The sequence below is a fragment of the Glaciecola sp. G7-5 genome (assembly GCF_055808975.1).
Window position 1 is genome coordinate 920,823 of sequence record NZ_CM147892.1, and the last position, 14,800, is coordinate 935,622.

16 protein-coding genes are annotated in these 14,800 nt (G+C 41.1%); 3 read left to right on the forward strand and 13 right to left on the reverse strand.

Annotation, left to right across the window (positions count from 1 at the left end; all coding sequences use genetic code 11):
* Positions 1 to 74: 74 nt before the first annotated feature.
* The gene (gene pdxR, locus AC0L6H_RS04130; protein ID WP_473392775.1) at positions 75 to 1,526 is read right to left on the reverse strand and encodes a MocR-like pyridoxine biosynthesis transcription factor PdxR; all 1,452 of its coding nucleotides are present in this window, start codon (positions 1,524 to 1,526) and stop codon (positions 75 to 77) included.
* A gap of 103 nt (positions 1,527 to 1,629) precedes the next feature.
* Here pdxR and AC0L6H_RS04135 point away from each other — a divergent pair, with 103 nt between their 5' ends.
* A complete protein-coding gene (locus AC0L6H_RS04135; protein ID WP_473392776.1) occupies positions 1,630 to 2,247 on the forward strand; it encodes a GNAT family N-acetyltransferase in 618 nt (205 codons plus the stop codon).
* 15 nt (positions 2,248 to 2,262) lie between these two features.
* Positions 2,263 to 2,925, forward strand: a complete 663-nt coding sequence (locus AC0L6H_RS04140) for an FMN-binding negative transcriptional regulator (protein WP_473392777.1) — start codon at positions 2,263 to 2,265, stop codon at positions 2,923 to 2,925.
* Here AC0L6H_RS04140 and AC0L6H_RS04145 read toward each other — a convergent pair.
* Positions 2,909 to 3,766 (reverse strand): PA4780 family RIO1-like protein kinase, encoded by an 858-nt coding sequence (locus tag AC0L6H_RS04145; protein WP_473392779.1) that lies wholly within the window; start codon positions 3,764 to 3,766, stop codon positions 2,909 to 2,911. The genes AC0L6H_RS04140 and AC0L6H_RS04145 overlap by 17 nt on opposite strands.
* Before the next feature lie 596 nt (positions 3,767 to 4,362).
* Here AC0L6H_RS04145 and AC0L6H_RS04150 point away from each other — a divergent pair.
* Positions 4,363 to 6,324 (forward strand): tetratricopeptide repeat-containing diguanylate cyclase, encoded by a 1,962-nt coding sequence (locus AC0L6H_RS04150; RefSeq protein ID WP_473392780.1) that lies wholly within the window; start codon positions 4,363 to 4,365, stop codon positions 6,322 to 6,324.
* Between the two features lie 26 nt (positions 6,325 to 6,350).
* Here the strand turns inward: AC0L6H_RS04150 and AC0L6H_RS04155 are convergent, their stop codons facing one another.
* The 11 genes from AC0L6H_RS04155 to AC0L6H_RS04205 all read right to left on the reverse strand — a co-directional run bounded on the left by AC0L6H_RS04155 (position 6,351) and on the right by AC0L6H_RS04205 (position 14,777).
* Positions 6,351 to 6,629, reverse strand: coding sequence for a hypothetical protein (locus AC0L6H_RS04155; protein ID WP_473392781.1), 279 nt, complete (start codon positions 6,627 to 6,629; stop codon positions 6,351 to 6,353).
* A gap of 143 nt (positions 6,630 to 6,772) precedes the next feature.
* Complete coding sequence (locus tag AC0L6H_RS04160; RefSeq protein ID WP_473392783.1) at positions 6,773 to 7,186, reverse strand: F0F1 ATP synthase subunit epsilon; 414 nt, start codon at positions 7,184 to 7,186, stop codon at positions 6,773 to 6,775.
* Between the two features lie 40 nt (positions 7,187 to 7,226).
* Complete coding sequence (gene atpD, locus AC0L6H_RS04165) at positions 7,227 to 8,609, reverse strand: F0F1 ATP synthase subunit beta (protein ID WP_473392784.1); 1,383 nt, start codon at positions 8,607 to 8,609, stop codon at positions 7,227 to 7,229.
* Positions 8,610 to 8,664: 55 nt separating this feature from the next.
* The gene (gene atpG / locus AC0L6H_RS04170) at positions 8,665 to 9,525 is read right to left on the reverse strand and encodes a F0F1 ATP synthase subunit gamma (RefSeq protein ID WP_473392786.1); all 861 of its coding nucleotides are present in this window, start codon (positions 9,523 to 9,525) and stop codon (positions 8,665 to 8,667) included.
* Positions 9,526 to 9,594: 69 nt separating this feature from the next.
* Positions 9,595 to 11,136, reverse strand: a complete 1,542-nt coding sequence (atpA, locus tag AC0L6H_RS04175; protein ID WP_473392787.1) for a F0F1 ATP synthase subunit alpha — start codon at positions 11,134 to 11,136, stop codon at positions 9,595 to 9,597.
* Between the two features lie 15 nt (positions 11,137 to 11,151).
* Positions 11,152 to 11,685 (reverse strand): F0F1 ATP synthase subunit delta, encoded by a 534-nt coding sequence (gene atpH / locus AC0L6H_RS04180; protein ID WP_473392788.1) that lies wholly within the window; start codon positions 11,683 to 11,685, stop codon positions 11,152 to 11,154.
* Between the two features lie 12 nt (positions 11,686 to 11,697).
* Entirely contained in the window at positions 11,698 to 12,168 is a 471-nt protein-coding gene (gene atpF / locus AC0L6H_RS04185; RefSeq protein WP_473392790.1) for a F0F1 ATP synthase subunit B, read from the reverse strand.
* A gap of 48 nt (positions 12,169 to 12,216) precedes the next feature.
* A complete protein-coding gene (gene atpE / locus AC0L6H_RS04190; RefSeq protein WP_297348786.1) occupies positions 12,217 to 12,441 on the reverse strand; it encodes a F0F1 ATP synthase subunit C in 225 nt (74 codons plus the stop codon).
* Positions 12,442 to 12,499: 58 nt separating this feature from the next.
* Entirely contained in the window at positions 12,500 to 13,333 is an 834-nt protein-coding gene (gene atpB / locus AC0L6H_RS04195; protein ID WP_473392791.1) for a F0F1 ATP synthase subunit A, read from the reverse strand.
* 50 nt (positions 13,334 to 13,383) lie between these two features.
* Positions 13,384 to 13,761 carry an ATP synthase subunit I gene (locus tag AC0L6H_RS04200; RefSeq protein WP_473392792.1) on the reverse strand — a complete coding sequence of 126 codons (378 nt, stop codon included), beginning with the start codon at positions 13,759 to 13,761 and terminating at the stop codon, positions 13,384 to 13,386.
* A 128-nt stretch (positions 13,762 to 13,889) separates the two neighbouring features.
* Complete coding sequence (locus AC0L6H_RS04205) at positions 13,890 to 14,777, reverse strand: ParB/RepB/Spo0J family partition protein (protein ID WP_473392793.1); 888 nt, start codon at positions 14,775 to 14,777, stop codon at positions 13,890 to 13,892.
* Positions 14,778 to 14,800: the final 23 nt, after the last annotated feature.

Sequence of the window (14,800 nt, forward strand, 5' to 3'; positions counted from 1 at the left end):
GCAATGATGATGGAGAAGGGACGTTTATGACGGTGGAGGGGTAATGATGACAGGGAGTGGGGCGGTGTGTAGCGTCAGAGTAAACTTCCTAAAATACCCATAGCAGCGATGAATCGTTGTTCACTCATTCCGGCAAAACCGACTCTAATATGCTGGTCTTGTGATTGGCTTTTGTCTACATGAAAGCTATTTTCATCTTGAATGAATATCCCAGCGCGTTTAGCTTCAGAGCACAATTCACTTGCCTTGGTTGAGCCACTGCCACTTTTAAGTTTTAGCCACAAGGCCATGCCGCCATCGGGTAGAGCAAATTCAAACAGACCTTGATGACGCAAAAAATGGGAAGCTCTGTCACGCCGTTGTTCATAACTGCGGGTAGTGCGCCTTATATGGCGCTCAAATCCACCGGATTGCATCCATTTAGCTAGTGCCGATTGCATTACAATATTGTTTTTGTGGTTAATCAGTAAGCGATACTGAGCGACATGCTTTGCAAAGGCTTTGTTAACAGCCATAAAGCCAATTCTTGCACCGGGAAATAAGACTTTTGATAAGGTCGATATATAAATCACTAATTGCTTAGGATCCTCGGTAGCGATAGGTGGTAAAGGCTGGCAAGAATAATGAAATTCATGATCGTAATCATCTTCAATAATGGGAATATTGTGTATTGCCGCCAATTGATAAACCTCAGCTCTGCGGCTCGGAGAAAGAGTGACTGTGGTTGGATATTGATGCAAAGGCGTTAAATACAAAAGACGTATATTTCCTTGTGCAATTTTAGCTTCAAGGCTGGCAGGTACTATGCCAAATTCATCTTGTTCTATGGCGACTAGTTCTGCTCCTGTACTGCGAAAGGCATCAAAAGCTGGAGGATAGCCTAGTGCTTCTACGGCTACCATATCACCTTGCTTTAGTAATAAGTGAGCACTTATGTACATGGCTTCTTGGGAACCATTTGTAATCACAATCTCCCTGTCCCTTATCCCTCTAGATTTTCGTAAATACTTAGCTACTTCTACTAACAAAGTATGAGAACCTTGCACATCGCCATAACCATATTCGTTTATATTTGGACGAGAGAGTGATTCTGACATATAGCTTTTAAATTCAGCGAAGGGAAATAATGCTAAATCTGCTTGCCCGCCAGCAAGATTAAAATCATAACTTTGCGCATTTTTATCGCTAAATATACTGCCTTGGCGAACAATACGGTATTGGTGCACATTGGTCTTGGGTGTGGCTTGCGAGCTAACATGTTTAAAGACAAGGTCAACCGGCAAGGACGAAATGACTTTGTAGCCAACACGTTCAGCAGATTCCACATAGCCTTCGGCGATGAGCTCACCGTAAGCTTTCATTACCGTATGACGATTACAGTGTAGATCTCGCCCTAGAGAAGCAGCACTTGGTAAAGCTTCTCCGGCATTTAGCGTTTGATTGCGAATATTGCGACGAATCACTTCAGCAATTTGTAAGTATTTAGGTAGGTTTGGATTTGCTTTAGCTAGGGTAAATATCTTCACAATGGTTTTCTGGTCTATTCAAATTTTTAATATTGGTTGTTTATATTAGACCAAAACTATCTAGTATTAACCATAATTTCTACTTTATTGAAAAGACTGCAACATGACCCAGCAAATACGTGAATCAATATGTCTTGAAGACGAACATGTAAAACTTAAGCCAATGAGCACTACTCATGCACAAGCGCTCTACGAAGCCGGCAGGTATCAATCTATTTGGCGCTGGACAACACAGGCATATTGTTTAGATTTAGAATCTAGCAAGGCCTGGGTAACTGAAAGCCTAGAAATGCAGAAAAATGCTAGTTTATTGCCTTTTGTAATTTTCGATAAACAAACTAACAAGGTGGTCGGTTCAAGTAGTTATTTAAATATATCCTTAGCTCACAAAGCGATTGAAATTGGCTATACCTTTTTGACCCCCCAGGCGCAAAAAACAAATATAAACCGGCGCTGTAAACTACTGTTACTCGAATATGCTTTTTGCCAATTGAAAATGAATAGAGTTGCCTTTCAAACCCATGAAAAAAATGTTGCCTCACGCAAAGCCATTGAGGGCTTAGGTGCTATTTATGAAGGTACGCATCGCAACTGCCGCATTATGCACGATGGCTCTGTGAGAAGCAGTGCTTTTTACAGTATTATTAGACCTGAATGGCCAAAGCTAAAAATGCAGTTACAAGAAAAAATAGCGCGTCACGCCCTAGTTGAACTACCTTAAGCTAAAGGAAGAAAAATGTTCATACCAAATAGCAATAAATGTAATAACTTAGCTGATATCCACGGTTTTATTCACGAATTCGGCTTTGCTGCTTTAGTATCTTGCTCATCACACGCAGATAGCGCGGCCCTTAGCGACAATGGAAATAGTGCTATTAGTGCAACACATATCCCTTTCGTCTTAGACACAAATATAGGTGAAAACGGCGCGTTAATAGGACACATGGCAAAAGCCAATGACCAACATAAGAGCATAGAAAACGAAGAAGTGATGGTGATTTTTAGTGGTCCTCATGCCTACATTTCGCCAACATGGTACACCGGTAAACCAAGCGTACCAACTTGGAACTACAGCGTTGTGCATGCTTATGGAAAGGTATCATTATTGTCGCTAACCGAGCTTATGGACAGTCTTGATAAGCTTTGCGCTAAATATGAACCCTCTCTATTTGAAGGGGCAGGCTTTATGGATAAAGCCTACATCAATAAATTGCTAAAGGGGATTGTTGGTATAAAAATCTCGGTCACGCGCTTCGAGGCACAAATGAAACTTGGTTTGCAGCGAAGTGCTGATGATCAAGACCGCGTATACGCAGGATTGATGAATACTAAAGACCCGCAAGCGCATGCATTGGCGGCTATGATGAAAAAACATAGAAAACCTAATCAGGCTCGTTAGCGCTACGAATTCTTTCAAGGCGCTCTTGCTCTTCGTCAAAGGCCGCTTTTATTTCGTCCATTACGGTATCAACGTTTGCCTCACTTTCGTCAAATTCAAAATGACCCGTTAGCACAGTATCTGGCGTTAATTCACCAGCTTCAAACAAGGCCCACATTTCTTCTGCGAAATGTGTTTTTAACAATTGCGGGGCAAACTCAGCATAATACTCGGTCATGTTGCGTACGTCGCGTTTCAGCATACTAAAAGCATTGTTGTTTGCAGCAGCATCAACCGCTTGAGGAAGATCTATAATTACAGGCCCATAGTCGTCAACTAATACATTAAATTCAGATAAATCACCATGCACTATGCCTGCGCACAACATTAGTTGAACGTAAAACATCACTTGCTCGTGGTCTTCTATGGCTTGTTCAGCAGACATCGATACATCGTTTAGGCGCGGGGCAACTTCACCTTGTTCATCAGCGATGAGTTCCATTAACAACACGCCGTCGTAACAACCATAGGGTTGTGGCACTCTTACGCCAGCCGCAGCGAGTTTATATAAGGCATCGACTTCCGCGTTTTGCCACTGATCTTCTTGTTGCTTGCGACCAAATTTTGAGCCTTTTTCCATTGCACGGGCGCGACGAGTATTACGTACTTTACGCCCTTCATTGTACTGCGCGGCTTTCTTAAAACTGCGCTTCATTGACTCTTTATATACTTTGGCGCAACAAACATCGCCCTGACTTTTTACCACGAACACAGTTGCCTCTTTACCGCTCATTAATTGGTAAAGCACTTCGTCAATTAAACCATCGTCAACCAAGGGTTGTAGTCGTTTTGGAATTTTCATGCGGAGTTTATACAGCACCCTCGGTGAGATTGAAATAGTTGAGCAGAGCGCAGAGTCAATTTATCTTCGCCACTGTGAATTGTTTACGCTGAAGATGGGATACATTACCCAAAGCAAACAGGCGCTAATACATGCTCTGATGTACGCAAAGCACATAAGTTCATAATAGCACACAAAAAATAGACCTGTTAACGAGGATTTATTGATTAATGATAATGCTAAGCACCATATACGTTTTGTGGATGCAATACTGAAAAGCTAATAAATAAAATAACGAGAAAATTTTTTTGCAAATCAAAAGTGTAAAGATGAAAGGTATGATTAACTGATGGTTAAAACACCGTTTTTCGCACTTTTAGGCAGCGCAAATAGCATCAGGTATTTTAATAAATACTAAAATAAGACACTCTGAAATTAAGCTATTTTTTGTAAGGTTTCTTAGAATATACAAGGTATTGTATTAAATACTTACAAATATAATAGTAGCGATAAAATATACGGTGTGGAGGCTACTGACTTTCGCAATAGTAGTGGTCTAAAGTACGAAAATGAACTAGTTCACTTGGTAAAAATGCAACCCAATTTACGAGAAAAATGTGAAGAAAACGTTTGTATGTTTTATATTTTTACTTGCTAATTTATGCATGATTAACCTTCACGCGACTGCGCAAGTTGGTGACAGCGCTAATATCGTTTTGCAAAGCATAAACGACATTAATCAAAACTCAGCATTTAGCCCGGATCAAAAGCTAGGCGAATTTAATCTCTTAATTGATCATGAGTTACAAAAACAGATTCCAGACCAACATTATCTTTTGATGCTCAACGAACAGACCTTCAAGCTTATGCATGACTTGGGTAAATATGTTGAAATTAAAGAGGCGTTTAGGCGTATAAATACACCTCACCGCATTCGAGACAATAAAAATACGATTAACCTATACTTCCGCTTAAAAATTTACGCGGCAAATGCCCTTTTGATGTTACAGAACTACGAAAGCGCGAAATCTATACTCAGCACCGCGCCTGAATACATAGCCAATGACAATATAACAATTGAAAATAAGGCTTTTGGCAATATGGCCTTAGGGCAATTTTTCGTGCGAACAGGTAAGTATAAAGAAGGCCTAAAAAGTCTACAAACAGCTGCAAGTTTGTACCAGCAAAGTACTAACTTAACAGCAAAAGCCAAAACAAAAAAAGTGTCTGGTGCCCTAATGTATATTGGCAATACTTATTACACTATGGGTGACTATAAAAATGCCATCGAGTTTTATGAACGAAGTATGTACACCTTGGGAGAACTCGCTGATTCCATTGATATTGTCGTAAACCATCATAACATTGCCTTAAATCTACTTATGCTAGAACAATGGGAAGAGGCAATCGGTATTGCTGAACTTGCCGGCCAAAAAGCAAAAGAGATAGAAAGCGAGATGTTCTTCGCATTCTCAAACGAGTTACTAGCACGAGCTAAACACGGTATAGGTGAGACCAGTCAAGCAATTGATATTATTGAGGCTTCAACAGATATTTATCGTAAGACTAAATATTCTCAAAAAATAGTAGAAGCACTTTCTTTTGAATCAGAATTTTTAATTGGCCTTGGTCGCTGGAATGACGCTTTTCGAGTGACTGAAGAGGCCTTGGCGTTGTTAAATAAAAGCGGTAGCGAAACACAAGGTACAATAGAACTATATCAATCTCGCTACCTCGTTCATGAAAGACGACAAGAATACCAAAAAGCACTATCGTTCTACAAAGCAATGACGGCTATAAAAGAAAGCGACTACGAGACAAAGAAAGAACAAGAAGCGCAGCGTTTAATGGTGCAGTATGAGGTCGAACTAACACAAAGCAACGCCCGCCAATTAAGCCAAGATAATAAAATAAAATCCATTATTATCAAAAAGAATGAAAGTATGAATCGTTTTTTAAGTGTCGCTATATTCGTTTCATTGTTCTTGGTTGTATTACTCATGTACGTATATAAAAGGGAAAGAGCAACTAAACTGAGTATGGAAAAACTAGCCATGACCGATGCACTCACCGGCTGTCCAAATCGCCGCAATATTATGCAACAAGCAAAAGCTTTACTGCGCAAACAAAATAAACAATTTTCTCCCTTGGGAGTAGCAATAATTGATATCGACAATTTTAAGAATATCAACGATAGCTTTGGGCATGAAGTAGGTGATACTGTACTTAAAAACTTTACTCAAATCGTACAACAAAATTTGCGAGATACCGATGTGTTGGGCCGCTATGGAGGCGAGGAATTTATATTGCTATTACCTAATGCTGAAACGCAGGATGTTATTCTCGTATTTGAGCGCATCCAAAACGCGCTTAAGCAACATGTATGCAAAATAGAAAAACAAGTTATTACACTACCTATCACGGTTAGTATGGGCGCTTCAATGGTTCAATCGGTATCAGTTGATGGGGCAAACAACAACTTAGGTAAATTCCTCAGTATGATAATTAACAAAGCCGATAAAAAAGTGTACGAAGCAAAAGAACTGGGGAAAAACCAATTAAAAATGGCAAGTATCTAGAGCAGCGCTTGCTTTTTTTAACTCACTTAGCTACGTTTTAGTCTAACCACCTTCATGTATTCAAACGATATCCCGGCCACTTCTTCAGTGCTCGGATAATAGGTCATATTAACACGAGCGCCCTTTAGCGCTTTGTAGGGCTTTTTGCGTTTATATTTAAAAGGAACATCAACGTTCTCAATCATAAGCGTATGCAACCACCAGTCACCATCTTCTCGTTGTACATGGGAAACAACTTTCATATTGTCACTGTGAGTAAGCTCTTTGTGCTTGCCCAGCAGTGCATCTACTTGAGTCTTTGGCATAGGTTTTCAGCTCTATTTTGAGTTTATAAATGCAAAAATTTGGAGGAAGTATACGCGATGGCGGGAATTTATAGAATACAACTTAGGTAACAAAGACATAAAAAAACCCAGCGTTTGCTGGGCTTTTTAAAAGTATGTCACATTTACTTCTTCATTTTTTGAATCAAGCGTAATTGTGCAATAGCCTCGGCTAGTTCAATTGCCGCCTCTGCGTAATTGAAGTCAGCACCACCTTGAGAGATTTTCTCTTGAGCGTGCTTTTGCGCGGCTTCTGCTGCAGCTTCGTCTAGGTCTTCTGCACGTACAGCGGTGTCGGCTAATACAACAACACCACTAGGTTGTATTTCTAAAATACCCCCAGCGACGTAAATTAGCTCTTCAGCACCATGCTGTTTTACTATTCTGACCATGCCTGGCTGCAAACGGGTAATTAAAGGTGCGTGACCAGGATGTATTCCTAGCTCACCTTCACTACCGGTTACTTGAATGGTTTCAACCAGTCCAGAAAATATCTCTGTTTCTGCGCTTACTACATCCAAGTGTGTTGTCATTGCCATTCTTAAGCTCCTTAAATAACACTAAGGTTATTTATAGTGATTACTTCTTAGACTTTTCCATAGCTTCTTCGATAGAACCTACCATGTAGAAAGCTTGTTCTGGAAGACTGTCATAATCACCTTCAAGAATGCCTTTAAAGCCACTTATTGTGTCTTTCAAAGATACATACTTACCAGGAGAACCTGTAAAGACTTCTGCTACGAAGAAAGGTTGTGACAAGAAGCGCTGGATTTTACGAGCACGTGAAACCACTTGTCTGTCTTCTTCAGATAACTCATCCATACCAAGGATAGCGATGATGTCTTTAAGTTCTTTATAACGCTGTAGAACAGACTGAACACCACGAGCAGTATCATAATGCTCTTTACCAATAACAAGCGGGTCAAGCTGACGTGAAGTAGAATCTAGTGGGTCAACAGCTGGGTATATACCTAGCGAGGCGATATCACGTGAAAGTACTACAGTAGCGTCTAAGTGAGCAAAGGTAGTTGCAGGCGATGGATCCGTCAAATCATCCGCTGGTACGTATACCGCTTGAATTGACGTGATTGAACCGGTCTTAGTTGAGGTAATACGTTCTTGCAATACACCCATTTCTTCAGCCAACGTAGGCTGATAACCTACCGCTGAAGGCATACGTCCAAGCAATGCTGAAACTTCTGTTCCTGCAAGCGTGTAACGGTAGATGTTATCAACGAAGAAAAGTACGTCACGACCTTCGTCACGGAATTTCTCTGCCATTGTTAAGCCGGTTAACGCGACGCGTAAACGGTTTCCAGGAGGCTCATTCATTTGACCGTATACCAAAGATACTTTATCAAGTACGTTAGACTCGTTCATTTCATGATAGAAATCGTTACCTTCACGAGTACGCTCACCAACACCAGCAAATACCGAATAACCACTGTGCTCAATCGCGATGTTACGAATAAGCTCCATCATGTTAACGGTTTTACCAACACCAGCACCACCAAACAATCCAACTTTACCACCTTTGGCGAACGGGCATACAAGGTCGATTACCTTGATACCTGTTTCAAGTAGTTCAACTGAACTTGATTGATCTTCGTAGCTTGGCGCTTCACGGTGAATAGACATACGCTCTTCTTCACCAATGGGGCCTGCTTCGTCGATAGGATTACCTAGTACATCCATAATGCGGCCTAGAGTAGCAACACCCACTGGCACTTGAATAGCAGCACCTGTGTTTTCAACTGCTACGTTACGGCGTAAGCCATCAGTAGTACCCATTGCAATTGAACGTACTACGCCGCCACCCAATTGTTGTTGTACTTCTAATGTTAAGCCTTCTAAGTCACCTTCGGTCACTTTTAGTGCGTCATACACTCTTGGTACAGCAGACTGAGGAAACTCAATATCTACAACCGCACCAATGATTTGGACGACCTTACCTTGACTCATAATTTGTCCTCTTAAACTTTAAATGTTCTTTACCTAAATAGCTCGTAATGAGGGCCTATACGGCCGCTGCACCTGCGACGATTTCACTAATTTCTTGTGTAATCGCGGCTTGGCGAGCCTTGTTATATACCAATTGCAAATCATCAATTAGGTCACCGGCATTGTCGGTAGCCGCTTTCATCGCTACCATTCGCGCCGCTTGTTCTGACGCGACATTTTCTACAACACCTTGGTAAACCTGAGATTCAATATAACGAGTCATTAATGCTTCCAAAATATCTTTTGGATCGGGCTCGTATATGTAATCCCAACGATGTTTTAATGCTTTATCTTCTGATTTAGGCAAAGGCAATAATTGATTGACCTGTGGCTCTTGGCTCATAGTATTTACAAAGTCGTTATAGACAAGGTAAACCTTATCTAATTCGCCTTTGTCGTAGGCTTTAAGCATTACTTTTACTACGCCAACAACGTCACTTACAGTGGGCTTGTCACCAAGTCCTGATTCAGCTGCCATTACATTGCCGCCAAAACGACTAAAGAAGGTAACCGCTTTTGAACCTAACGCAGCGAAATGAATCCCCACATCTTTTTCTTTGTAAGCTTTTACTTGTTTTATTACCAACTTAAACTCGTTGGTATTTAAGCCACCACACAATCCACGGTCAGTAGAGATTACAATGAACCCTACGTTTTTGACTTCTCGTTCTTCCAAATATGGATGACGATATTCCAAACTACCGTTAGCAATGTGGCCAATCACTTTTAGCATATTTTGTGCATATGGACGGCCAGAGGCCATACGTTCCTGCGCGCGTTTCATTTTTGACGCAGCAACCATTTCCATTGCACTGGTAATCTTTTGAGTATTTTTAATACTCCCAATTTTACCTTTTATCTCTTTTCCGCTAGCCATGAAACTTCTCCACTTTCCTGATATTACTCAACGCGGCCAACATTAGGTATATAATATTGGCCAATTGAATTACCACGTTTGTGTTGATTTGAACGTATCGAACGCTGCTTTCAACTGTGATTCAATATCATCATTGTAGTTACCAGTTTCGTTGATCATGCTCATCAGCTCGCCATGTTCATTATTCATGTACGATTGAAGTGCTGCTTCAAAATCTAGAATCTTGTTCAATTCTATATCTTTCAAGTAGCCTTTCTCAGCTGCAAACAATGACACAGAAGTTTCAGCTACCGATAACGGTGCATATTGGTTCTGTTTCATCAACTCCATGACGCGTTCACCGTGCTCTAGTTGCTCACGAGTTTCAACATCAAGATCTGATGCAAACTGAGAGAAAGCCGCTAGCTCACGATATTGAGCAAGTGCTAAACGAATACCACCACCCAATTTCTTAACTATTTTGGTTTGCGCAGCACCACCAACACGAGATACTGAAATACCGGCGTTAACTGGCGGACGAATACCCGCGTTAAACATGTCAGATTCTAAGAATATTTGACCATCGGTAATTGAGATAACGTTGGTTGGTACGAATGCAGAAACGTCACCCGCTTGAGTTTCGATAATCGGTAAGGCAGTTAATGAACCTGTTTTACCTTTTACTTCACCCTTGGTGAATTTTTCTACATAAACGTTGTTTACGCGTGCTGCACGTTCTAATAAGCGTGAATGCAAATAGAATACGTCACCAGGGTACGCTTCACGACCAGGAGGACGTTTAAGAAGCAATGACACTTGGCGATAAGCAACAGCTTGCTTAGACAAATCATCATATACGATAAGGGCGTCTTCACCGCGGTCGCGGAAATATTCACCCATAGTACAACCAGAATATGGCGCTAGGTATTGCAATGCAGCAGATTCTGAAGCAGAAGCAGCAACGACAATAGTGTGACCCATTGCGCCGTGTTCTTCTAACTTACGTACTACGTTGGCAATAGTAGAAGCTTTTTGACCAATTGCTACATATACGCATTTAACGCCTGTACCACGTTGGTTAATAATTGCATCGATTGCTAAAGCAGTTTTACCTGTTTGGCGGTCCCCAATGATTAGCTCACGTTGACCACGACCAATTGGAATCATCGCATCGACAGATTTATAGCCTGTTTGCACAGGTTGGTCGACTGATTGACGTTCGATTACGCCAGGAGCGATTTTTTCAACAGGTTCAAAACCAGCTGCGTCAACCGCGCCTTTTCCGTCAATTGGCTCACCTAGTGTGTTAACAACACGACCAAGGAGGCCTGGACCTACTGGAACTTCTAAGATACGACCAGTAGATTGTACTTTAATACCTTCTTGCAAGTCCTGGTAAGGACCCATTACTACCGCACCTACTGAATCTCGTTCAAGGTTCAAGGCTATCGCATAACGACTTCCTGGTAGTTCAATCATTTCACCTTGCATTACATCGGCAAGGCCGTGTATACGGATAATACCGTCGGCTACGCCAACAATAGTACCTTCGTTTCGAGCTTCACTAGCTACATCAAACTTTTCAATTCTTTTCTTGATAAGTTCTGCAATCTCAGTGGAATTAAGTTGCATGCTCTTTATCCCCGTTTATGCTTGTAACGCGTCTGAAAGACGGTTGAGTTTAGAATGTACAGAGCCATCAATTACAGTATCGCCGGCTTTTATAATAATGCCCGCGACCAATTCAGGATCCACGCTACAATTTAGCTTCACTTTACGTGCTAATCTTTTTTCTAGCGCCGCGCTCATTTTACTGACTTGTTCTTTCGACAATTCGATAGCAGATATAACATCTACTTCTACTTCTTTGTCGTATTCTGATTTCAGAATATTGAACTGAGTCGAAATATCAGGCAGAACAGATAATCGATTATTATCAGCCAAAACTTTTACAAAGTTTTGACCATGAGTATTGAGTTGTTCTTCACAAATGCTGACAAATATTTCTGCTAGCTGTTCAGGCGCCATAGCGCTCGAAAGCAAATCGCGAATGTCACTATTTTTAGTCACTTCGCTGGCAAAAACTAACATTTCTTGCCATTTAGCAATATCTGCAGACTCAACAGCAAAATCAAAAGCAGCCTTAGCGTAAGGGCGAGCAACGGTTGTCAATTCAGACATAGCTCTTCTCCCTTACAGCTCAGCGACAAGTTTTTCAACAATGTCATTCTGTGCCTGTGCGTCAATTTCGCGAGCTAAGATACGCTCAGCGCCAGCGATAGCTAAACTAGCTACTTGCTTGCGAAGGTCTTCTTTTACTCGGTTGCGCTCAGATTCGATTTCGGCATAACCTGCGGCAACGATTTTCTCGCGCTCTGCATGGCCACGTTGAGTTTCTTCATCAACAAGTTGATTCGCTCGTTTTTTCGCTTGTTCAACAATTTCAGCAGCTTGTTGCTTAGCTTCTTTCAGCTGAGCAGTAGCGCGTTGTTGAGCAAGTTCTAGGTCTTTTTCAGCTCGGTCAGATGCAGCCAAACCATCAGCGATGATTTTTTGGCGATCTTCGATTGCAGCTAGTAGTGGTGGCCATACATATTTCATGCAGAACAACACAAATACAGCAAATGCTACAAGTTGACCAATTAGAGTGAAATTCATGTTCATATTTCGACTCCTCCTATTTAGGGTTCGCTAACGTAAAATTCTGTTGAATTAACCAAGACCAACTGCGAACAATAAGTATAGTGCTATACCAACACCGATCATCGCGATAGCATCTATTAGACCTGCTACGATGAACATTTTAACTTGAAGTTGTGGTGCTAGCTCTGGTTGACGAGCCGCTGATTCTAGGAATTTCCCACCTAGAATACCGAAACCAATAGCGGTACCTAGGGCACCCATACCGATTAGTAGTGCAACTGCGATTGCGATCATTGTGTATCTCCGATTGTAGTTAAGTTTAAAGTTAAAAATTAAAGTAAATAGTTAAAAATTAGTGGTCTTCACTTGCCAAGCTCAAATACACGATGGTTAACATCATGAAAATGAAGGCTTGAAGTGGTAATACTAGTATATGAAAAACTGCCCACATAAAGTGCAGAGGCAACTGCCATAAGCCTATGGTAGCAATCAAAATAAAGATAAGCTCACTGGCATACAAGTTACCGAATAGACGCAAAGCAAGCGACAGTGGTCTAGCGAACAAGGTAACTAATTCCAAAATAAGGTTAACAGGAATAAAAGCCCAGTGATTAAACGGTTGCATGCTTAGTTCTTTCGCAAAACCGCTTATGCCTTTCATCTTAATTGAATAGTAGATGATAAGGATGAAAACACCCAAGGCTAAAGCAAAGGTGAGGTTGAGGTCGGTCGTGGGCACCGCTTTGTTGTAAACGTCATGTGGGTCCATGCCAAAAACGCTAGAACCGATAAGCCCTGAAATAGTCGGTATTACATCAACCGGCACTAAATCCATTAGGTTCATTAACAAGACCCAAACAAAAATGGTCAATGCTAATGGTGCTATTAGTTTGCTTCTGCCATGGAAAGTACTTGTCACGTTGTCGTTCACAAATTCGATGATTAACTCAACGAAGGCTTGACCTTTTGATGGTACGCCTGTGGTGACTTTTTTCGCCGTACGACGAAACAAGTATAAAAATAAGATACCTAGGCCTATAGACCATGCCATGGTATCAACGTGAATAGCCCAAAAACCAGCGTCACTACATGCTTTATTAAAAGCGACTTCGCCATCAACAGAACACATAGTTGCATTGGTTAAATGGTGTTGGATATATTCAGTAGTAGTATATTCAGTTGCCATTGTTTACCCAAATTATAGAATTTAAAAACCGTTTATTTATTAGACAAAACTTAAGATTTTATCCAATACATGGCTAACCACTGGCTAACCATAACAATTGCGTATGCACCAAGAAGAGGAAGTGGGTGCGCGTTTAACGACGAAAACGCAATTGCAAATATAATACTCGTCAGGATTAATTTTAATTTCATTCCCTGACTAAAACTCTGGGCCACTATATTGTTTTTGGTGGCGCCTGCATACCGGAAAACCCAGTACGCAAAAATACTATGTGGTACTACAAAACTTAAGCAGCCAAGCATTACACTCAAGATGTAATCACTCTGCACAAGTGCTACGGCAATAATGCAAAAAAAGCTTACAAAAACCTGCGTTATAATCCCTTTTATGGCAAGTATTCTGCCTTGGGTCGCGATCCCTTTTTGCATATGGTTTAGCACCTATCGATAAAACCCGCGCTAAAAGCGACAGCAGTATACTGTTTACTTAGAATAATTCAAGCTTTATGCACACTTATGGTGCTAATAGACGTGATTTTTTCGATGTATAAAGCTGTTTATTTTTCGATACTAATTTTTGCTAATATTCCGTCTAACTGTTCAAGATCACCAAAACTAATAACCAACTTGCCCTTACCCTTTGTATTGTGGTCAATTTTCACTTGTGTGCCTAAAGAGTCCGCTAGCTTATTTTGCAAACTAGCCACATCTGGGTCTATTTTAGGTGCTGGTTTAGTTTCTGCTAGCTTATCAGTGTTTTGTGCTTTTTTAACTAAGACTTCAGTTTGACGCACTGTCATTCCTTCATCTGCAATTTGTTTAGCTAGTTTTGCCTGCAGTTCACCATCTACGGCTAAGAGTGCACGCGCATGGCCCATTTCAATATCACCATGTTCTAATAATGTTTTTACCGCTGGCTCTAAGCCATTCAAACGTAAAAGGTTGCTAACCGTGGTTCTTGACTTACCCACAGCATCAGCAACTTGTTGATGAGTTAAATTAAATTCAACCATTAAACGGTCTAGGGCTTGCGCTTCTTCCATAGCGTTAAGGTCTTCGCGCTGAATATTTTCAATCAGAGCAATTGCAACCGCAGCGTCATCGGGCACATTTTTAATCAAACACGGGACAATATCGAGTTTAGCCAATTGTGCTGCGCGCCATCTGCGCTCACCGGCAATAATTTCATATTTGTCATTGTCAATTTGACGCACAACAATGGGCTGAATGATGCCTTGGGATTTTATTGAAGCTGCTAATTCTTCAAGGGCTTCGTCGGCCATATCTTTGCGCGGTTGGTATTTACCAGGCTTGAGGAATTCTATGGGAATTTTTTTGAGTTCGTTGTCATCGACGGCATTTTTTGCATCTTTATCGGCAACGCTTTTACTGGTAGCGAGTAATGCATCCAATCCTCTACCCAGTCCTTTATTCTTCGGTGCCATCTTACATGCCTCTTGCGTATTCT

Bases quoted from the DNA above. Each gene is read 5' to 3' on its own strand.
- AC0L6H_RS04135 (WP_473392776.1), top strand. From the start codon at position 1,630: ATGACCCAGCAAATACGTGAATCAATATGTCTTGAAGACGAACATGTA.
- AC0L6H_RS04140 (WP_473392777.1), top strand. From the start codon at position 2,263: ATGTTCATACCAAATAGCAATAAATGTAATAACTTAGCTGATATCCAC.
- AC0L6H_RS04145 (WP_473392779.1), bottom strand. From the start codon at position 3,766: ATGAAAATTCCAAAACGACTACAACCCTTGGTTGACGATGGTTTAATT.
- AC0L6H_RS04155 (WP_473392781.1), bottom strand. From the start codon at position 6,629: ATGCCAAAGACTCAAGTAGATGCACTGCTGGGCAAGCACAAAGAGCTT.
- AC0L6H_RS04160 (WP_473392783.1), bottom strand. From the start codon at position 7,186: ATGGCAATGACAACACACTTGGATGTAGTAAGCGCAGAAACAGAGATA.
- atpD (WP_473392784.1), bottom strand. From the start codon at position 8,609: ATGAGTCAAGGTAAGGTCGTCCAAATCATTGGTGCGGTTGTAGATATT.
- atpG (WP_473392786.1), bottom strand. From the start codon at position 9,525: ATGGCTAGCGGAAAAGAGATAAAAGGTAAAATTGGGAGTATTAAAAAT.
- atpA (WP_473392787.1), bottom strand. From the start codon at position 11,136: ATGCAACTTAATTCCACTGAGATTGCAGAACTTATCAAGAAAAGAATT.
- atpH (WP_473392788.1), bottom strand. From the start codon at position 11,685: ATGTCTGAATTGACAACCGTTGCTCGCCCTTACGCTAAGGCTGCTTTT.
- atpF (WP_473392790.1), bottom strand. From the start codon at position 12,168: ATGAACATGAATTTCACTCTAATTGGTCAACTTGTAGCATTTGCTGTA.
- atpE (WP_297348786.1), bottom strand. From the start codon at position 12,441: ATGATCGCAATCGCAGTTGCACTACTAATCGGTATGGGTGCCCTAGGT.
- atpB (WP_473392791.1), bottom strand. From the start codon at position 13,333: ATGGCAACTGAATATACTACTACTGAATATATCCAACACCATTTAACC.
- AC0L6H_RS04200 (WP_473392792.1), bottom strand. From the start codon at position 13,761: ATGCAAAAAGGGATCGCGACCCAAGGCAGAATACTTGCCATAAAAGGG.
- AC0L6H_RS04205 (WP_473392793.1), bottom strand. From the start codon at position 14,777: ATGGCACCGAAGAATAAAGGACTGGGTAGAGGATTGGATGCATTACTC.